This is a genomic window from Paraburkholderia heleia NBRC 101817 (assembly GCF_000739775.1).
GTDB classification, from domain to species: domain Bacteria; phylum Pseudomonadota; class Gammaproteobacteria; order Burkholderiales; family Burkholderiaceae; genus Paraburkholderia; species Paraburkholderia heleia.
Window position 1 is genome coordinate 52,162 of sequence record NZ_BBJH01000035.1, and the last position, 20,204, is coordinate 72,365.

General features: G+C 63.6%; 14 protein-coding genes. 6 read left to right on the plus strand and 8 right to left on the minus strand.

Annotated elements, in window-relative coordinates:
- Positions 1–24: 24 nt before the first annotated feature.
- Positions 25–960 carry a LysR family transcriptional regulator gene (locus BHE01S_RS26075; RefSeq protein WP_042268924.1) on the minus strand — a complete coding sequence of 312 codons (936 nt, stop codon included), beginning with the start codon at positions 958–960 and terminating at the stop codon, positions 25–27.
- A gap of 175 nt (positions 961–1,135) precedes the next feature.
- On the opposite strand from BHE01S_RS26075, the gene BHE01S_RS26080 reads away from it, so the two are divergent.
- Complete coding sequence (locus BHE01S_RS26080) at positions 1,136–2,275, plus strand: iron-containing alcohol dehydrogenase (RefSeq protein WP_042268925.1); 1,140 nt, start codon at positions 1,136–1,138, stop codon at positions 2,273–2,275.
- Between the two features lie 86 nt (positions 2,276–2,361).
- Here the strand turns inward: BHE01S_RS26080 and BHE01S_RS26085 are convergent, their stop codons facing one another.
- The 4 genes from BHE01S_RS26085 to BHE01S_RS26100 all read right to left on the minus strand — a co-directional run bounded on the left by BHE01S_RS26085 (position 2,362) and on the right by BHE01S_RS26100 (position 8,947).
- Positions 2,362–3,594: an MFS transporter gene (locus BHE01S_RS26085; protein ID WP_042268926.1), complete on the minus strand. Its 1,233-nt coding sequence runs from the start codon at positions 3,592–3,594 to the stop codon at positions 2,362–2,364.
- A gap of 164 nt (positions 3,595–3,758) precedes the next feature.
- Entirely contained in the window at positions 3,759–6,506 is a 2,748-nt protein-coding gene (locus tag BHE01S_RS26090) for a bifunctional diguanylate cyclase/phosphodiesterase (protein WP_042268927.1), read from the minus strand.
- Positions 6,507–6,514: 8 nt separating this feature from the next.
- Positions 6,515–7,297, minus strand: coding sequence for a substrate-binding periplasmic protein (locus BHE01S_RS26095; RefSeq protein ID WP_042268928.1), 783 nt, complete (start codon positions 7,295–7,297; stop codon positions 6,515–6,517).
- Positions 7,298–7,594: 297 nt separating this feature from the next.
- Complete coding sequence (locus BHE01S_RS26100) at positions 7,595–8,947, minus strand: MFS transporter (protein WP_042268929.1); 1,353 nt, start codon at positions 8,945–8,947, stop codon at positions 7,595–7,597.
- Positions 8,948–9,279: 332 nt separating this feature from the next.
- Here BHE01S_RS26100 and BHE01S_RS26105 point away from each other — a divergent pair, with 332 nt between their 5' ends.
- From BHE01S_RS26105 to BHE01S_RS26115, 3 genes are read left to right on the plus strand one after another with little or no spacing between them, the layout of a single operon-like run.
- Positions 9,280–11,064 carry an IlvD/Edd family dehydratase gene (locus BHE01S_RS26105; protein WP_042268930.1) on the plus strand — a complete coding sequence of 595 codons (1,785 nt, stop codon included), beginning with the start codon at positions 9,280–9,282 and terminating at the stop codon, positions 11,062–11,064.
- Between the two features lie 26 nt (positions 11,065–11,090).
- Positions 11,091–12,269 (plus strand): fumarylacetoacetate hydrolase family protein, encoded by a 1,179-nt coding sequence (locus tag BHE01S_RS26110; RefSeq protein ID WP_042268931.1) that lies wholly within the window; start codon positions 11,091–11,093, stop codon positions 12,267–12,269.
- A 23-nt stretch (positions 12,270–12,292) separates the two neighbouring features.
- Positions 12,293–13,735 (plus strand): aldehyde dehydrogenase family protein, encoded by a 1,443-nt coding sequence (locus BHE01S_RS26115; protein ID WP_042268932.1) that lies wholly within the window; start codon positions 12,293–12,295, stop codon positions 13,733–13,735.
- Positions 13,736–13,772: 37 nt separating this feature from the next.
- Here the strand turns inward: BHE01S_RS26115 and BHE01S_RS26120 are convergent, their stop codons facing one another.
- Together BHE01S_RS26120 and BHE01S_RS26125 are read right to left on the minus strand one after the other, a co-directional pair.
- Complete coding sequence (locus BHE01S_RS26120; RefSeq protein ID WP_042268933.1) at positions 13,773–14,468, minus strand: phosphatase PAP2 family protein; 696 nt, start codon at positions 14,466–14,468, stop codon at positions 13,773–13,775.
- A 650-nt stretch (positions 14,469–15,118) separates the two neighbouring features.
- Positions 15,119–15,415, minus strand: coding sequence for a PXPV repeat protein (locus BHE01S_RS26125; protein WP_042268935.1), 297 nt, complete (start codon positions 15,413–15,415; stop codon positions 15,119–15,121).
- Positions 15,416–15,711: 296 nt separating this feature from the next.
- On the opposite strand from BHE01S_RS26125, the gene BHE01S_RS26130 reads away from it, so the two are divergent.
- Positions 15,712–17,631 carry a hypothetical protein gene (locus BHE01S_RS26130; RefSeq protein WP_042268936.1) on the plus strand — a complete coding sequence of 640 codons (1,920 nt, stop codon included), beginning with the start codon at positions 15,712–15,714 and terminating at the stop codon, positions 17,629–17,631.
- Here the strand turns inward: BHE01S_RS26130 and BHE01S_RS26135 are convergent.
- The gene (locus tag BHE01S_RS26135; RefSeq protein WP_245639865.1) at positions 17,628–19,508 is read right to left on the minus strand and encodes a beta-galactosidase; all 1,881 of its coding nucleotides are present in this window, start codon (positions 19,506–19,508) and stop codon (positions 17,628–17,630) included. The two genes, BHE01S_RS26130 and BHE01S_RS26135, sit on opposite strands and share 4 nt — an antisense overlap.
- 81 nt (positions 19,509–19,589) lie before the next feature.
- Here BHE01S_RS26135 and BHE01S_RS26140 point away from each other — a divergent pair, with 81 nt between their 5' ends.
- Positions 19,590–20,150 carry a DUF308 domain-containing protein gene (locus tag BHE01S_RS26140; protein WP_157025651.1) on the plus strand — a complete coding sequence of 187 codons (561 nt, stop codon included), beginning with the start codon at positions 19,590–19,592 and terminating at the stop codon, positions 20,148–20,150.
- The last annotated feature ends 54 nt before the right edge of the window (positions 20,151–20,204 follow it).

A 20,204-nucleotide genomic window follows, 5' to 3' on the forward strand; every position in this document is an offset into this window, starting at 1 on the left:
CCCCCGTGTTCGGCGTCTGCGCACTCAGAATTCAATGCCCCGCTTGTCGCGCAGCGTTTCGATGAGCAGCCGCGCCGCGGGCGCGAGCGGCGCACCCTGGCGCGTGACCAGTTCATACGGTTCGCTGCGCGAAGCGAGGCGCAGCGGCAGGATGCAGGCCATTGCCTGGCTGGCGAAGAACTGCGCGACGTCGATGGACACCAGCGCGACGAACGACGGATTGCCCTGCAGCAGCGCGAGCGTGGCGAAGGCTGAGGTCGTTTCGAGTAGATGCGTTGGAAAGCGGAGTTCGGCCTCGCGAAACTCGCGTTCGAGCAAGAGCCGCATCGGCATGTTCGCGCGGTAGACCACCCAGCGATACTTCTCCATGTCCTTGAGCGTGAGCTTCTTCGCGCGGTGCAGCGGATGCCGCACGTTGGCGATCACGGCGAGCGTTTCGTCCTGAAGCTTGAGGCTCTCGTAGAGCTGCGGCGTCTGGCTGACCGTGGTGCGGCAGATGGCGAGATCGAGCCTGCCTGCATCGATCTGGCTCAGGAGTGCAGCACTCGTGTCTTCGACGATTTCAACCGACATTTCCGGATGCGCCGCGATCAATATGGAGATCGCATCAGTCAGCAGCGGCACCGCGCCCATGATGACCCCCACCGCTATGCGTCCGCCACGCCCGCGCGAGAGACCGACAAGCTCATCGCGCAAATGGGTGAGATCAGTGTGGATCAGGCGCGCGTAACGGATCGCGCAGTGTCCGGCCTCAGTGGGTTCGAGGCCTCGATTGGTACGCTTGAAGAGCGCGGTGCCAAAGGTCGTTTCGATCTCCTGCAATGCCTTGCTGGCGCCGGGCTGCGTAAGTGCGACCTGTTGTGCGGCCTTCAGCAGCGAGCCGTGATCGCCCAGGGCGATCAAAAGCCGGAGCTGCTTCACATGGAGGCGGGAGATGATCGAATTGAGCGACGGGGTCATGGGGTTGAGGAAAAGTCATAGCTGTATCAAATCTTCTCAATTACCGCGTAATGGGCGTCTCCTTATACTGGCCCAAAACAATAGCACCTTGCTGCTGAAATGCGGTAATCAATGTTGCGGTTGCCGGCAATTGCTGCCGTGACGGTCGAATTCACTATAACTGAAGCTCAATCCTGTGTCCCTCATCAACTACATCACGCAGATCCAGTTCGATTTTGGCTCCATTCGTCTGCTCAAGAACGAATGCGAACGTGTGGGCATAAGCCGGCCATTGATCGTCACGGACAAGGGGGTGCGGGCGGCGGGGATAATCGATAGCGTGCTTGGCGCGCTGCCAGGCGTTGCGCCCGCAACGATCTACGACGGCACCCCGCCCAATCCGAACGAGGCGGCAGTGCGAGAGGCCGTGGCGGCCTATCGTGCAGGCGAATGCGACGGCATCGTCGCCGTTGGCGGCGGTTCGTCAATCGACCTCGCCAAGGGCGTCGCCGTTTGCGCGACGCACGAAGGACCGCTGCAGCGCTTCGCCGTGATCGAAGGCGGCGCGGCGAACATCACGGCGAAGACGGCGCCGGTGATCGCCGTGCCGACGACTGCAGGCACCGGCAGCGAAGTGGGGCGCGGCGCCATTCTGATTCTCGACGACGGCCGCAAGGTCGGCGTGATCTCGCCATACGTCGTGCCGCGCGTGGCGATTTGCGATCCCGAACTCACGCTGGGCCTTCCGCCCGTTTTGACGGCGGCGACGGGCATGGATGCCATCGCGCATTGCATGGAGACCTTCCTCGCGCCGGCCTTCAATCCACCCGCGGACGGCATCGCGCTGGACGGATTGTGGCGCGCGTGGCGCCACATCGAGCGCGCGACGCGTCATGGCGGCGACCGCGAGGCGCGGCTGAACATGATGAGCGCATCGATGCAGGGCGCGCTAGCGTTCCAGAAGGGGCTGGGTTGCGTGCACAGCCTGAGCCATTCGCTCGGCGGCATCAACCCGCGTTTGCATCATGGCACGCTGAACGCGATTTTCCTGCCGGCTGTGCTGCGGTTCAACGAGGAAGCGCCTTCGGTGCGCGAGGAAGGCAAGCTCGACCGTCTCGCCACCGCAATGAGGCTGGGCAGCGGAGCCGACGTGGCGCCTGCCGTGCGCACGATGACCGAACGCCTCGGTTTGCCGACGGGCCTCGCGCAGCTTGGCGTGAGCGCCGGTCTGTTCCCGCAGATCATCAAGGGCGCGCTCAAGGATCACAGCCACAAGACCAATCCTCGAGAGGCCTCCGAAGGCGATTATCGCGCCATGCTCGAATCGTCGATGTGAAGTGATTTCCGTCAAGCGCGAGCGCGGGAATTTTCCTCCTGCTCCTCTCCAGGAAAAATGATTTGGTTGCCTAAGCGAATCATGATTTAACGCGCGCGCCGCTTCATGACGATCTGGATGACGACGAGCGCAACGCCGCCAAATGCAATGAGCGCACCGACAATCGGCACCGCGCCGTAGCCGAGACCGGCAGAGAGTGCGGCGCTGCCCGCGGCGGCGCCCAGCGCGTTGCCGAGATTGAACGCGCCGACATTGACGGACGAGGCGAGCCCCGGGGCATCGTGAGCGGCGCGCATCACGCGCATTTGCAGCGGCGGGACTACCGCGAAGGTCGCGATGCCCCACACGAGCAGGGCAGCGGCCGCGCCCACATGCGTCGCGGCCAGCACAGGGAACGCGAGCATCACGCTGATCAACAGTGCGAGGAAACCCAGCAGCGTGCCGTCGAGCGAGCGGTCGGCAAGACGTCCGCCCGCGGCGTTGCCGATAGAAAAGCCCACGCCGATCAGCACGAGCATGGCGGTCACGAAGCCAGGCGTCGCGCCCGTGAGATGCGTGAGCGTGGGCGTGACATACGTGTAGAGCGTGAACATCGCGCCTGCGCCGAGCACCGTGGTCGCGAGCGCGGCCACCACCACTGGGCGCGTGAGCACGCCGAGCTCGGCGCGCAGGTTGGGCATGTCGCCCGCATCGCCTTGCGGCAGCGCAGCCCACAAGCCCGCGATGGCGAGCGCGCCGAGCCCGGCGGTCGCGGCGAACGACATGCGCCAACCTATCGTCTCGCCGAGCCACGTGGCCGCGGGCACGCCGCCGATGTTCGCGATGGTGAGGCCCATGAACATCGTCGCGACGGCGCTTGCCTGGCGTTCGCGCGGCACGAAACTCGCCGCGACCACCGAGCCGATGCCGAAGAATGCGCCGTGATTCAGGCTCGTGACGAGCCGCGCGAGCAGCAGCGTGGTGTAGTCGGGGGCGATGGCGGAAAGCACGTTGCCGAGCGTGAAGATGCCCATCAGCGCCATGAGCGCGGTGCGCCGCGGCCAGCGGGCGAGGGCGAGCGTCATGAGCGGCGCGCCCAGCATCACCCCGATTGCGTAGGCGCTGATCAGCATGCCGGCGCTGGGAATCGACACATGCACGCCCTCGGCGATCACGGGCAGCAGGCCCATCGGCGAGAATTCGGTCGTGCCGATACCGAAGGCGCCAACGGCGAGCGCGAGGAGTGGCAGGGCGGCACCGCGCTGCGCCGGCGGGCTGGCGGGATGCTGCCGGCGGGCCGGGCGGCCCGCGGGGGGGAGACTGAGGTCGCGGTCGAGCATGGCGTCGTGCCTGGTTGGGCATGGGCGAGTTGGGACCGCTGCATTGTGCGGGTTTTACTTTTGACTAAAAACGCGCTGATAGACCAAAGTGTTTTGATTTCGAGTCAAGAATGAAGGCCGCTTGGCCGGCGGCGCCCGCGTGATGCGACGCCCGGCGGGCGCGCTTACTCCGTCATGCACTCCGGCGCCTCGAGTCCGCGCAATGCCGCCTCGAACTCATCGACCGGGATCGGGCGGCAGAACAGATAGCCCTGATACGCGTAACATCCGGCCGAGGCGAGGAAGGCGCGCTGCTCCTCGGTCTCGACCCCTTCGGCGATCACGCCGAGGCCCAGGCTGTGCGCGAGCGCCACAATGGTGCGGGCGATCACGGCGTCGTTCGGATCGACGAGGACATCGCGCACGAATGAGCGGTCAATCTTCAGTTGATCGAGCGGCAGGCGCTTCAAATACGAAAGCGACGAATAGCCGATGCCGAAATCGTCGAGTGCGAAGACGATGCCGTTCGCCTTCAGCGCCTCCATTTTCTCGATGATCTCCTGCACGTTGTCGACCAGCACGCTTTCCGTCAACTCGAGCTTCAGCCGGTCCGCTCTCGCGCCGGTCTGTTCGAGCGTGGCCAGCACGCTTTGCACGAAGTCCGGCTGATGAAGCTGCTGCACGCTGACGTTGACCGCGATGGTCAGATGCCCGGTGTCGGGCTGCGTGGCCCAGCGCGCGAGCTGGGTGCAGGCCGCGCGCAGCACCCAGCTGCCCAGTGCGGCGATGAGCCCGGTTTCTTCGGCCACGGGAATGAAATCGGCTGGGTACACGAGCCCGCGCAGGGGATGGTGCCAGCGCACCAGCGCCTCGACGCCGGTGACACGGCCGCTGTCGATCTGCATCTGGTAGTGAAGCACGAACTGTTCGTTTTCGATGGCTTCGCGCAGCGCCGTTTCGAGCGCGGCGCGCTCCACCACGACCGTTTGCATGTCGGGGTCGAAGAGGCGCACCGCGTTGCGTCCGCGTTCCTTGGACTTGTACATGGCGAGGTCGGCCTGCTTCATGAGGTCGTCCGTCGAGGCCTGGAATCCCTTGAATACGGTTGCGCCAATACTCGCCGTGCTGCGGTAGTCGATCTCGTCGAGCCGATAAGGATTCCCGAGCACGGCGAGAATCCGCTCGCCCAGGGCCTCGGCCTGGCGGGCCGCTTCGCATGGAACGGGGTTCAGATTGCCCACCACGACGACGAACTCGTCGCCGCCCACGCGCGCCACGGTGTCGCCCGCGGGGATGCTCGCCGCGAGGCGTTTGGCCACTTCCCGCAGCAGCAGGTCGCCCTTGTCGTGACCCAGCGTGTCGTTCAGCGTCTTGAAATGATCCAGATCGATGAACAGCAGGGCGCCGCTCGTGCCGTTCCTCGCGCTGTCAGTCAGGGCGTCTTTCAGGTTGTCGAGCAGCAGCGTGCGATTGGGCAGGCCGGTGAGCGCGTCGTAGAAGGCCAGTTCCTTGATGCGCTGGTCGGCGATCTTGCGCTCGGTGATGTCGCGCCCGCTGGTGCGGAAACCGATGAAATCGCCCTTCGAGTCGGTAATCGGCACCCACGAAGCGCAGAGCCACATGAGCGAGCCGTCCTTGCGCACGCAGCGGAATTCGAGGTTGTCTCCGCGCGAGCCCAGTTGCGCGCCGCGGAACTCGGGCGCGACGTAGGAGGCGTCGCCCGGATAGATCACGGTGCAGGCGAAGTCGCTCATGGCCATGCACTCGTCGACGGTATAGCCGATGTACTGCTCCACCGCCGAGTTGATCCAGCGCGGCTTGCCTTCCGGCGACCACCAGATTTCCCAGTTGACCGTGCAGTCCGCAATGGCGCGAAATTTTTCCTCGCTTTCGCGCAGTTCCTTCGTCATCGACGAGGCGAGCCGTATCGCGCGGCTGCGGCCCGTCATCATGAGGCGCGTGAGCAACGCGAGCAGCAGGCTCAGGCCCGTGCCGGTGATCGCGATGAGCGTTGCCGCGTCGCGGCCGAAACGGGCTTTGAAGCCGTCGCGCGCCATCAGCCTGAGCATCCAGTTGTGTCCGCAGACCACGAGATATTCGGTCGCCGAAAGGTCGCTGGGCAGATGATGGGCGGGGGCGCCCGAGGTTCTGTAGAGCAACGCGTCCGGGGACGATTCCACGCCGTCGTAGAGGGAGACCGAAAGGCCGGGCAGTTCCTCGCCGTAAAGGCTGGCGATGACGTCGTGCATGCGAAAGGACGCATACACCCAGCCGACCAGCCGCGCCTCGCGTTCCGTGGCGTTTTCCGGCGCCTGGCCGCGTGTGTAGACCGGCATGTACATCACGAAGCCGGGGTCGGCGCGAGGATCGGTGTCGACCGAGAGGCGCACCTTGCCGGAGATGGTCGCCATGCCGGTGTCGCGCGCCTGCTCCATGGCGCGTCGGCGCACCGGGTCGACCCAGGCGTCGAAACCGGGCGCCGCGCGATTGGCGCCGATATACGGCTCGCGCTGGATAATGGGCGCGTAGTTCGCGCGCGGACCAGCGGGTTCGATAGAGTAGCCCGGCAAGCCGCGCTGCTGCATGGCCGCAATATGCGCGGCCTTTTGCGTTTGCGGCACCCATGCAACGATGCCGATGGCCTGGATGCCCGAAAAGTTGGCGTCGAGATTGAGCGTGTTGACGTAAGCCCGGAACGCATCGCGATCGACCTCCCCGCTGGCGGCAAAGAGGCTCTGCACGCCGCGCAGCAGCAGCTCGTACGTGCCCATGCGCTGTTCGATGCGGCTCACGACGTCGCCGAGCGAGAAGTCGAACTGCGTGAGCAGTTCGTGGCGGGCCGCTTCCCGCTCGTGGTTCCAGAGCGTCCAGGTCACGCCGAGCGCGGCGGCGAGAACCAGTAGCGGGAGCAGAACGAGGCGCGTCCGGGTCATGGCGGCGTCTAGAAAGGGACCATCGAGTCGGCGAGATCAGGCTTGAAATACTTCGTGAAGATGCGCCGCACCGTGCCGTCGGCGATCATTTCGTTGACGAGGGCGCGCCACTTGTCCCGCTCCTCGGGTGAGAGCGCTTTCTTCGACATGATGAGTCCATGCGGAATAGGTGGATCGTCGAACTCCACGATATTGGTCACGCTCCGAATCTTCGCTTCATCGATGGCGGGATAATCGAACGGCTCGATGATCATTCCCTGAATGCGCCCAAGGATCAGCGCCTGGTAAAGCGGCTCGAGGCCCCCGGCCTGACTCACGCGGTTTTCGGCGGAGAGAGAATCGACCAGCCGGTTGGCCGACTCGCTGTAGCGGAAACTGCGAATCACGCCGAGCTGAAACTTGTCGTTGTGCTCGAAATCGGCCAGTTGATGGATGCCCGAATCCTTGCGAACCAGCAGATAGTACTTGTTGCTGAAGTACCAGGCAAAATCCGCGTATTGATTGCGCTCTTCGTTGGCAATGCCCGAAAGACTAAAATCGAGCGCACCCGATTCGATCAGTTTCCAGATGCGCGCGCGCGACATCAGGCTCACGCGGATCTGGCAGCCGCTGCGCCGCGCCAGGGCGTCGGCGAAGTCCTTGTCGATGCCTGTGTCCGTGTCGACGGAATAGAGCAGCCCATGATCGTGTAAGGCGAGCGTGAATGAGCGCGAGCAGTCGGGGCCCGCGGCGAGCGCGGTACCGATGCAACCGAGCGCGAGCGCGAGGCCTCCAAGGCAGTTTCGAATCACAGCGTCTCCGTTGCTTGTCAATGGCCCGACGGCAGCCCGTCGGGCGAAAAACAGTCGTCACGTCTTATCGGCAGCCTGCTGCAATTCTTGAGACAATTCCAATTGTTTTTTTGCTCGCTTTTCGTGCAGGCACGGGGGTGTTCAGGCAGGACGAGTGCCCGTGCTCGCCGGACCGCGCATCCGTTAAGAAAAAAAAGCGCCGGCGCAAGGCCGACGCAATTGTCATGGGATCGTGCAGGGAAGGCGTGCCCGGAAGGCGGCCCTCGCAACGGATGATTTAACCGATTCGCATAACGCTCAGTTCTCTTCCACCGGGTCGCGGTTCAGCATGCTTTTCGGAATCGACAGAATCAGAACGCAGCTCACGAGCAGGCACGCGCCCAGCGCATAGGTGCCGTTGTTGATGTCGCCGGTCAGGTCCTTCGCGACGCTGGTGATCATGGAGCCCGTGAAGCCGGAGAGATTGCCGACCGAGTTGATGAGCGCAATACCCGCCGCCGCAGCCGTGCCGGAGAGAATCTGCCCCGGGAACGTCCAGTAAATCGGCATGAGCCCGAGGATCGCGCAGGTGGCGATAGTCAGAAATGCGATCGAAAGCGGCACGTTGTGCGCGAAGAGCGCGCTCAGAATCAGGCCGACGCCGCCAATACAGGCCGGAATGGCCGCATGCAGCCGGCGCTCGCCCGTCTTGCGCGAGTGCGACGCATTCCAGATCATGGCGACCACGGCGCTGAGATACGGAATGGCGGTCAGCAAGCCGATATTGAACGTGCTCTTCACACCGGAAGCCTTGATGATGGAAGGCAGCCAGAACGCCAAACCATAGAAGCCGGTATTGAAGGTCAGCAGAATGAACGTCAGCAGCCAGACGCGCGGGCTTTTCAGCGCCGCAACGGCGCTATGCGTTTTCTTCGCGCTTTCCTGTTCGAGATTCTTTTGCAGTATGGCTTTCTCGGCGGCGCTCAACCACTTCGCCGACTGAATGCCGTCGCCCATGCACAACAGCACCACGAAAGCGACGAGAATCGAAGGGATGCCTTCGAGCAACAGCATCCACTGCCAGCCGCCCAGACCGAACAGGCCATGGGTGTTTTCCATGAGCCAGCCCGAGATAATCCCGCCAAGCGTAAGGCTCACCGGAATGGCGATCAGGAAGCCCGACATGGCGACGCTCTGGCGACGCGCGGGAAACCAGTAGTTCAGGTAAAGAATGATGCCGGGGAAAAAGCCCGCTTCGCATACGCCGAGCAGTAAGCGCAGGATGTAGAACATCGTCGCGGTTTGCACGTGGAAGACACCCGCGAGCGGCGCGATAAAGGCGAGCGACGAAGAGACGATGCCCCACGTCACCATGATGCGCGCAATCCAGAAACGCGCGCCATAGCGATGCAGCAGCAGGTTGCTCGGCATCTCGAAGAGAAAGTAGCCCCAGAAGAAGATGCTTGCGCCCACGGCGTAGACGCTGTCGCTCAAGCCGAGCGAGTCGAGCATCTGCAGCTTGGCGAAGCCGACGTTGACGCGGTCGAGGTAGGCGACGACGTAGCACAGAAGCAGAAGCGGCAAGATGCGCTTCAGTACCTTGCGGTACAGCGCTTCTTCGGCTTCGTTGACGGCGGCCGGCGAGTCCGCAATCTGGGTCAGGGTTGGCATGGGATGTGTCTCCTTTCACATGTGCCTTTGAATGGTCCCGCGCTGGGGGAGGCGATTCCACGAGCTTCGTGGTGTGTTTGCTGGATCTCTGCGCTGGCTGTGAACAGCGCTTTTTCTGTTATCGGTAACACAGCGGTCGCTAAATTAGCATGAGACGAGGCGCCACAGCAAGTCGAAAGCCGGTGCCGAGGTCGGGAAAACGTGTGGTGTCACCTGGTGCACAGGGCGAGCGCAAAGTGCTAATATGCAACGATGTTACCGATAACAAACTCGCGCGGGCTCGAATGTGCGCCCGCCGCATCGTCGAGACAAGGAACAAGGAAGTGAGTGATATGACCGAGCCCAACGCACGGCGCCTGCGCAGCCAGGAATGGTTCGACGATCCTGCCCACGCGGACATGACCGCGCTCTATGTCGAGCGCTTCATGAACTACGGTCTGACCCGGGAAGAACTGCAGTCGGGCCGCCCCATCATCGGCATTGCGCAAACGGGGAGCGATCTCGCTCCCTGCAACCGTCACCATATCGAGCTTGCCGCCCGCACCAAGGCGGGCATTCGCGACGCGGGCGGCATCCCGATGGAGTTCCCGGTGCATCCGCTGGCCGAGCAGAGCCGCCGGCCCACGGCAGCGCTCGACCGCAATCTGGCCTATCTGGGTCTCGTCGAGATCCTTCACGGTTTCCCGCTCGATGGCGTCGTGCTGACCACCGGTTGCGACAAGACTACGCCCGCTTGCCTGATGGCCGCGGCAACGGTCGATATGCCCGCCATCGTGCTCTCAGGCGGCCCGATGCTCGACGGCTGGCATAACGGCCAGCGTGTCGGGTCGGGCACGGTCATCTGGCATGCGCGCAATCTGCTGGCGGCCGGCGAGATCGACTATGAGGGCTTCATGGAACTGACGACGGCTTCGTCGCCCTCCATTGGGCACTGCAACACGATGGGTACGGCGTTGTCGATGAACAGCCTCGCCGAAGCGCTGGGCATGTCGCTGCCCGGCTGCGCCAGCATTCCGGCTGCTTACCGCGAGCGAGGGCAGATGGCGTACGCAACGGGCAAGCGCGTTGTCGACCTCGTGCGCTACGACATGCGGCCTTCGCGCATCATGACGAAGGAGGCGTTCGAGAATGCCATCGTCGTGGCCTCCGCGCTGGGCGCGTCCACCAACTGCCCGCCGCACCTCATTGCCATCGCGCGGCACATGGGCATCGAGCTGAGCCTCGAAGACTGGCAGCGCGTTGGTGAACAGGTGCCGCTCATCGTGAACTGCATGCCGGCAGGCGAGTATCTGGGCGAGAGCTTCCACCGCGCGGGCGGCGTGCCCGGCGTGCTGCGCGAACTCGATCGCGCGGGCCTCGTGCACCGCGAATGCCTCACGGTATCGGGCCGCACCGTCGGCGCGATCGCCGACAGCACTCCCGAGCCCGATCGCGAAGTCATCAGGACAACCGATGACCCGCTCAAGCACGGTGCAGGATTCATGGTGCTGTCGGGCAACTTCTTCGACAGCGCGATCATGAAGATGTCGGTGGTCGGCGACGCCTTCCGGCAAACTTACTTGAGCGAACCGGGCGCGGAAAATACCTTCGAAGCGCGCGCGATCGTGTTCGACGGTCCCGAGGACTACCACGCGCGCATCAACGATCCGTCGCTCGAAATCGACCAGCACTGCATTCTCGTGATTCGCGGTACGGGCACGGTGGGTTATCCGGGCAGCGCCGAAGTCGTGAACATGGCGCCGCCCGCGGAACTGGTGCGCCAGGGCATCACGTCGCTGCCCACGCTCGGCGATGGCCGCCAAAGCGGCACGTCGGCGAGCCCGTCGATCCTGAACATGTCGCCCGAGGCGGCGGTGGGCGGCGGCCTCGCGCTGCTGCAAACGGGCGACCGCATTCGCGTGGATCTGAATGCGCGCAGCGTGAACGTGCTGGTCGACGAAGCCGAGCTTGCGCGGCGCCGCGAAACTGCGCACTTTGAGATTCCCCCTGCACAGACGCCCTGGCAAGAGCTTTACCGCAAGACAGTGGGGCAGCTGTCCACGGGCGGATGCCTGGAACCGGCCACGCTTTATCTGAAAGTCATCGCCGAGCGCGGCAACCCGCGCCATTCGCATTAACCTTCGGACACCCAACTGGACGCACCATGACCTCGAACACCCCCTCAAACTGGCTTCCCCGCGATGTTGGGCAGGCGCTGCTCGTTGGCCGCGTGTGGCGCAAGGCAGGCGAGCATGAAGGCCCCTGCGTCGTGCTCGTGCGCAACGGCGAAGTCATCGATATCACGACCAGCGCGCCGACCACCGCGGATCTGTTCGACCGCGAGGACATCGCGCAATTCGCGCGCACGGTGAGCGGCGAATCGCTCGGCCCGGTGGAGAAGCTGATCGAAGCGAATCTGCCCGGCAGCGCGGAGCCCGCGCTGCGTCTGCTCGCGCCCAATGACGTTCAGGCCATCAAGGCCTGCGGCGTGACGTTCGCGGTGAGCCTGATCGAGCGCGTGATCGAAGAGCAGGCGGGCGGCGATCCCGCGAAAGCGCAGGAAGTGCGCGAAACCATTGCGGCAACGATCGGCACCGATCTCTCGAAGATCGAGCCGGGCTCGGAAGACGCGATGAAGCTCAAGGCGGAACTCGAGCGGCGCGGCGCGTGGTCCCAGTACATGGAAGTGGGTATCGGGCCCGACGCCGAAGTGTTTTCGAAGTCGCAGCCCATGTCGGCCGTGGGCTTCGGCGCGGCGGTGGGCTTGCTGGCCGCTTCGGTCTGGAACAACCCGGAGCCGGAAATCGTGCTGGCCGTGAACAGCCGCGGCGAGATCGTCGGCGCGACGCTCGGCAACGACGTTAATCTGCGCGACATCGAAGGCCGCTCGGCGCTGCTGCTCGGCAAGTGCAAGGACAACAACGCTTCGTGCGCGATCGGCCCGTTCGTGCGCCTGTTCGACGAATCGTTCAGCCTCGACACGGTGCGCAAGACGAGCGTCGCGCTGCGCGTGGAGGGCACGGACGATGACTTCGTCCTGGAAGGCATCAGCCACATGAGCGAAATCAGCCGCGACCCGGCCGACCTCGTGGCGCAGACTTGGGGCCCGCATCACCAGTATCCCGATGGCTTCATGCTCTTTCTCGGCACCATGTTCTCGCCGATCAAGGATCGCGACACGCAAGGCGGAGGCTTTACGCATCACCTCGGCGACAAGGTCACCATCTCCGCGCCGGAACTCGGCGCACTGATCAACACCGTGCAATTGAGCACGGCGCTCGCGCCGTGGACCTTCGGCGTGCGCGCGCTCTATCGCAATCTGGCTGCGCGCGGATTGCTGTGAGCCATTGAATCGGGAAACACGACATGAACCAGTTCGACAATTACATCGGCGGCCAATGGGTGCGCGGCGCCACGGCATCCGCCAACATCAATCCCTCCAATCTCGACGACGTGATCGGCGAATTTGCGCAGGCGGACGACGCGCAGACGCGCGACGCCATCGCCGCCGCGCGCAAGGCGTTTGCGCAGTGGTCGCTCTCCACGCCGCAGCAGCGCTTCGATTTGCTCGACCAGGTGGGCAGCGTCATTCTCGCGCGCAAGGCCGAGCTGGGCCGCCTGCTCGCACGCGAAGAAGGCAAGACGCTGCCCGAGGCCATCGGCGAGGTGGGCCGCGCCGCGCAGATCTTCAAGTTCTTTGCCGGCGAGGCGCTGCGCCTTGGCGGCGAGATCGTGCCTTCGGTGCGGCCCGGCATGACGGTCGAGGTGACGCGCGAGCCGATCGGCGTGATCGGGCTCATTACGCCGTGGAACTTTCCGATCGCCATTCCCGCCTGGAAGATCGCGCCCGCGCTGGCCTATGGCAACACGGTCGTCATCAAGCCCGCCGACCTCGTGCCGGCCAGCACGTGGGAACTCGTGAAGATCATCGCGGAAGCGGGCGCGCCGGCCGGCGTCATCAACCTCGTGATGGGGCGCGGCTCGGTGGTGGGCGAGGCGATCGTCGGCTCTGCCGATGTCGACGCCGTCAGTTTCACAGGCTCGGTCGCGACCGGTCGGGCGATCGGCGCGAAGTGCTTTGCAACGGGCAAGAAATTCCAGCTGGAAATGGGCGGCAAGAACCCCATGGTCGTGCTCGACGACGCCAATCTCGACGTCGCCGTGGAAGCCTGCATCAATGGCGCATTCTTCTCGACGGGGCAGCGCTGCACAGCATCGAGCCGCCTCATCGTGACCGAAGGCATTTACGACCGTTTCATCGAAGCGATGAAGGCCCGCATGCAAGCGCTGAAGACGGGCGACGCGCTGGCGGACGGCACGCATATCGGACCGGTGGTGGACGACAAGCAGCTTCAGCAGGACGAGCGTTACATTGCGATTGCGCGTGAAGAGGGCGGTGAGGTGTACGGCGGCGAGCGCGTGCAAGGCGCCACGCGCGGCTATTTCCTTGCCCCGGCGCTGATCACCGGTACGACTGCGCAAATGCGCATCAACCGCGAAGAAGTGTTTGGTCCGGTCGCCTCGGTCATCAAGGTGAAGGACTATCACGAGGCGCTCGCCGCGGCGAACGACACGGAGTTCGGTTTGTCGGCCGGCATCTGCACGACGTCGCTCAGTCATGCCAACCATTTCCGCCGCCATGTGCAGGCGGGCATGGTCATGGTGAACACCGCAACGGCGGGCGTGGACTACCACGTTCCGTTCGGCGGCCGCAAGGGTTCGAGCTACGGCCCGCGCGAGCAAGGCAGCTATGCCCGCGAGTTCTACACCACGGTCAAGACGGCGTACGTCAATCCGGGCGCAGTGTGAAGCCGCGCGGGCGGCGTACGGAAGACGCCGCCCGTTTTCAGATCATGCCGTGCACCACGGAGTGGACGAGCCTCAGCAGATCGTCGAATTGCGTGACCAGTTCGAAACACACGACAAATGCGAATGCGGCGGCCGCCCCGGGAAAGCGCACCATCAGGCGCAGAGCGGGCTCGGCGGTCCGCTTCCTGACCGTATCGCGCGTCATCAACCAGGTAATCACCACGCCGATTACGCCGCCTGCGATCAAATCCGTGGGGTAGTGATAGCCCAGATACGCACGCGGCAAGCAGATGACCAGTATCACATATAACATCACCAGCGCGCCGACCATACGCCATACCAGGAAGATCCCCATCGCAATCGCCACCCATAGCATGGCGTGATCGCTCGGAAACGAGCTGAAGTCGGTTAGCCCGGCCGCCCGTAGCGACGACGAGGCGAAATGCAGATGCAGATCGGGATTGAAGAGCGGCCGTTGCCGGAACGGCAGACAACGCGCGAGCAGGCGTCCCACCGCGAGCGCGACAAGGCCGCTGGCCACCGTGGCGATCATCATCTCGCGCCGCCATGCGCGCCGCTCGTTCGGCTGGAACCAGATCCACCAGATGAGCGGGATGAGGAAATAACCCTTGAACGTATAGAGTCCCACCATCACCCGGATCGCGTGATTGAGCAGTGGCGGCAGATCGATTTGGGTGAGGGCTCCCAGAATGACGGTGTCGAAGCTGTTCATTTATTGTGGGCCATGCCGCTGACTTTATTTACGAATGAGAAAGGCGGCCGGAAACGGAAGTCTCCGGCCGCCTTGGGCCCCGATGTTCCAGGCGCCAGCCATCGTAAGTTTCAACTCAGCGCGCATAGGTAAAGAATCGAAAGCAAGTGTAAATAGCGCTTGCTCCCCCTCCCGCCGCGCTGCAAAGGCAGGCGTCAGCCAGTGCAGTACGGCTGTTCGCTTGCTGTTACGCTCCGTCACACATCGTTTCGTTTCCAAACGAACTGCGCCGTGCAGCGTTTCCGTTATCGGGCATGACCCCACATCGTTTCGGCGATTTGCCCGGTTCCGTCGCCTGGTCGGGCGGCAGGGAGCCGCTTCTCGCATCGCAGCGCACGCGACGGCCACGTTCTGCTGTGCGTCGCCGCTCAGCCGGGTGCCGACACGCGGGAGAAGGAGTTTGGCGAGATCGTGGAAGTGGCGGTTGAAGTTGGCCGCGGTGCCGCTTTTGAAACGGCCGGGCAATTGGCCGAGCAGGCGTTGATAACTCTGGAGGCTAGCCGAACCGGACTACTGTCGCGGCGTGGGGGCGTGGGACTGGCGCAGGCAGGGAGGAGGCATGCGCGCACATGATGTTGTGCGCGCAACGATATCGGTGGCGGGTGCGCCGGTCAATCGTCGTCGCCACGGTGATGTTCCCAGCCGCGATGACGGCCGTGGTCGTGCCAGTGATGTTCGTCTTCGTCGTGATCGTAGCGGTAGTAGCCGTAAGCCGGGGCCGCTTCGTAGACCGCGGCGGGAGGCGCTTCATAAACGACGGGCGGCGGCGCCTCGTACACCGGCTCGGGCGCGGCATAGACCGGACCAGGAACGCCGAGATAGACGCCGATATCGGCATGGGCGGATGCCGCCGTGCTGACACACGTCCCTGCGAGTCCTGCGAGGAGATAAAACGTCAGGCGATTCATGGTGATCTCTATTTCAGTCAACGGACGTGGTTGCTATGGAAGCGGATTCTAGATGCTGAGCCTGCGAACGGGATGCGCAGATTTGTCAATCGTGTAACCGCTGGTAAAGCCGCACGAAAAATAGCGGCCTTAAGGTTCCCATAAGGGAAGCGCGCGGCCCTGAAGCGCCGTTGGTTCGGGGCGGCCGTTTTGGGGCCATGACACGTTTGTGCTGTTGCCATTACCCTATGGAGGCTGCTCGCGCCCGAGACAGGTTGCCCATGCGTGCCGACGATCGAACTTCTACGCAAGCCTGCATGCCCGAATTCCGGACATGGGGCGATGTCTGCTCGTTCGGGAACGACGCCGTTGCGCTGCGCTGGGCACTCGAGGACGCACACCTCACGCACTGCTCGCTGGTCGATTGCACCGGGGCATGCGAGCTGCCCATCGCCGCGCCGTTCGCGCTGACGTTCGCGGACGGCAACACACTCGGCGCGGCCGGCATGCGCGTGCTCGCACCGGTAAGGGAAGATGCGCTCGCCGCCAACCCCCACGCATTGCGATTGGCCGAGCGCGTCTCGGGCCGGCGCGTGAGCGTCATGCTGGGCGACGCGCAGGGACGCCTTGCGATTCAATGGAGCGTAGAGCAGCGCGACGGCGCAAGATATCTGCGCATGACGCTGAACGTGACGGCCCTGCGCCAGGCCGAAGCCATTGCCGTCGTTTCATTGCTGCAGGCGCGCGCTGTCGGCGCGCAGACCTGCAGCGAACGCAAGGGCACGCCGGTCGTTGCGGGCAACTTCTACCTGGGCTTCGAGTTGCCGCTTGCAACCAGCCGCGTGGAAGCAGATAGCGTCAGTTTTACGCTGCAACGCGCGCTGCCGCTGGAAAAGGATCGGACGCTGACTTACTCCGCCGTGGCGGGCGTGGCTCGCGACGGCCAGTTGCGGCGCGACTTCGCCACCTGTCTCGAGCAGGAGCGCGCCCGCCCATATCGTCCGTTTCTGCACTACAACAGCTGGTGGGATATCGGTTATCTCACGCCTTATACGCAGGACCAGGCGCTCGAGCGCATCGAAACGATCGGCCGCGCATTGCATACCGCGCGCGGTGTGCTGATCGATTCGTTTCTTTTCGACGACGGCTGGGACGACCTTGGCGGCGGCTGGCATTTCAGCCAGGCGTTTCCCTATGGCTTCGTACCGCTGCGCGACGCGGCGGCACGCTATGGCGGCGCGCCCGGTGTCTGGCTGTCTCCCTGGGGCGGCTATTGCGCGCCGAAGCATGAGCGCATAATGCACGGCCGCGCCTCGGGCTACGAAGTCATCGACGATGGTTTCGCGTTATCGGGGCCGCGCTACTACGAGCGCTTTCACGAAGTCGTGATGAGCCTGCTCGCGAGAGACGGCGTGAACCAGTTCAAATTCGACGGGACAGGCAACGCGGACCGGGTATTTCCAGGCAGCCTTTTCGATAGCGATTGGGACGCGGCGATCCAGCTGATCGGCGACATTCGCGCGGCGAAACAGGAAACTTTCATCAACCTCTCGACCGGCACGCATCCCTCGCCGTTCTGGCTGCGCTACGTCGACGCGATCTGGCGCGGCGGCAGCGACGACGGTCAGGCGGGCAGCGGCACGAGCCGCGAGCGCTGGATCACCTATCGCGACGCGCAGACCTACCGCAACGTCGTGCTGCGCAGCCCGCTCTTTCCACTCAATTCACTGATGCTGCACGGCATCGTGCTGGCGCAGTGCAATCCACGGCTGAATGCGCCGGCAGGCGATGCATTCGCGCACGAAGTGCGGTCCTTCTTCGCGAGCGGTACGCAGTTGCAGGAACTGTACATCACGCCTTCGCTGCTGGGCGAGGACCACTGGAACGTGGTCGCGCAAGCGGCCCGATGGGCGCGTGCGAACGGTGACATATTGCGCGACAGCCACTGGATCGGCGGCGCGCCCGACGAAGCGGCCATCTACGGCTGGGCCGCTTGGGCGCCGCACAAGGCAATCGTGACGCTGCGCAATCCGCACGATCGGGCCCAGCGTTTTGCACTGGCGTTGCGATATCAACTGGAACTGCCGGATGGGGCGGCGGGACGATTCCGTGCGCTGAGCCTCTGGCATGCAGGCACCCCCGGCGTTCCCGCAATACTGAGCGCGGACGTACCGTGTGAAATCGAGCTCGCACCTTTCGAAGTGCTGACGCTGGAGCTGCTGCCCGATGGGTGCTAATACAACGAATTCGCTAGTGGCACCGGCTTCGTTTCGGTCAGATGCAGGTCGAAGATCAGCACCTCGTTCTCACCATGCGTGAGCCACGGCGCGGGGCAGTACAGGCGCGTTTGCGGGCCGATGCTCCAGTAGCGCCCCAAATTGTGTCCATTGACCCAGACCACGCCCTTCGTCCAGTTGCCCATATCGAGCCAGGTATCGCCCACTTCATCCAGAACCAGGCGCGCCCTGAAAAATAGCCCGGGTTTCAGCGGATTCGTGCAGCGTTCCTGCAACCCGGCGATGTACGCCTCATCCATCGGCAGCGAAAAGACTTCCCACTGCTCGAGAGACGAAACGGACCCGTCGAGGTATTGCATGTTCACGGGATCCAGCAATCCTTTGCGGTCGACGATGGCCGGCCCGAAGTTGACGCGCCCCATGGCCTCTATCAGGATTTCCAGCGCACCGGGCGCACCGGGCGCACCGGGTGCATCGGCCGCGGTGGCCGGCAATGCGAGCGGCGCGCGATGTGTCACGCGTAACCGCTGTGCATAGTCTTGCGGAATGCATGCGCGCGAGACGCCGCCCGCGTAGCGCTCGCCGACAAAAACCGTCGCATAGTCATGAACGCCGCCGATATCCAGCGCGCCAACCGGTTGCGCAAGCAACGTTTTCCGGTACAGCATGAAGCCGAAACTCTGGCCGTAGCGCTCGAACGGCAGCGGATCGACGCTCGACTCGCGCGGCAGAGGCGCGGGGAGGTTGTCCCAGACGGAGGCGAAGAGGGTCGGCGTCAGGGTGTGCCCCGCGACTGTGGGGATGGCGTCGGGAATATCCGGCAATGGCCCGGCCAGATAGTGGGCGATGATGTCGCGATACCTCATGTATTTCGCCGTGGCCGCCCCGTGCTCGTTAATCGGCGCTCCATAATCGTAACTCGTGATATCCGGTTGATAGTTGCCCGACTCGTCCACATTCGCGCCGGCATAAAAGCCAAAGCTCGTGCCGCCGTGAACGACATAGAGGTTGAACGACAATTGCGACTGCATGAAGGCCGTCAAGATGGCTGAAAGATCGTAATCGAGTCCGGCGAAATCCGGCTCGCCCCAATGCGTCAGCCAGCCCGGGTAGACCTCGCCCGCCATCGCGGGCACGGCGGGAAACGCGCGCCGCACCGCTGCGATTTGCGCCGCGTTGCCGTTGCTCAGCGCAATGGCGCCACCTGTCACCGTAGTGCGATTGCGTTCGAGTTGCGCGAGACCGTCCTCGGTGTAGAAGGGCCCGGCTATGCCGTCCCGTAGCCAAAGCTGCCTGAGTTCTTCGAGGTAAGCGGGATTGCTTGCGTACGAACCGAATTCATTTTCTATCTGGATCATCAGGATCGGCCCGCCTGCATCGATCATCAACGGCTTGATGCGCGCAGCGAGTTCGCCGATGTAGCGGGCAACCGCGGCCATGTAGCGGGCATCGGTGGCGGAGTCGGTGCGCAGTCGAATGTCCGGTTCGCTCAGCAGGTAGGCGGGGAGGCCGCCCAGGTCCCACTCGGCGCAGACGTAGGGGCCCGGACGCAACAGCACCCAAAGCGCTTCTTGCTGACACAGGCGGATGAAGGCCGCGATGTCGCGGTTGCCGCTTTCGAAGTCGAACACGCCCCGGCGCGTCTCATGGTAGTTCCACATGATGTACAACGCGATGCAGTTCATGCCCATCGCCTTGGCCATGCGAATGCGATGCAGCCAGTACTCGCGCGGAATGCGCGCGGGATGCATTTCGCCGCTGCGAATCTGCAAGGGCTCGCCGTCGAGCAGGAAGTGCTCGCCGTCGGGGCTGAACGAGAAGGTGTGGCTGCGTTCGCGGTTCACGGTGTAATCGCGCCCTTGTATTTGCACACTCACGCACTATACTTCCACGGCTGATAGTAGAACGCTTAATTTCGCTTAAGCCTGTAATTCGGCGGGAATACGCGCAAGTCAGATATGCCGGGCTATGTAACCGTATTGATGCAGTTACATTCGAATATGAAAAAGCGTGCTATTTTTCCGATTGCCAGCTCAACGCTTCTCGTCGCGGCGGGAATTTTCTGCATCGTCTTGTCGCTCTCGACAAGGTCCCTGATCGGAACGCTTTTCATCGCGAGGATGCTGCTGTTCTGCGGCTTCGTGCATGCCTTGAATCTCTTCACGACGAAAGACTGGAAACTCGCCATCAGGCGCATTCCGCCAGTCATCGTGCCCATACTCATCGGCATTCTCATTCTGGTCAATGACAGCGCACGGGCGCGCGGGCTTACCGTGATGCTGATGATCTTCTTCGTACTCGACGGCTTCTTCAAGATCATTGCGTCGGTCGGGCAGGACGTGAAGATCAACAATATCGGCATTGTCAGCGCCGCGCTGTCGTTCCTGCTCGCCATTTTTCTGGCCGCCAATTTCCCAAGCGTGCCGTTACCCTTGCTCGGATTGTTCCTCGGGCTGGATCTCATTTCCATGGCCGTGGTGCCGTTTGGCGGCCGGGAGCGCAGGCGCGAGCTGATCTGACCTGACGAAAGCGCAGTCGGCGGCCGCGTCGCGGCCGTGCATCACGTTTCGCAC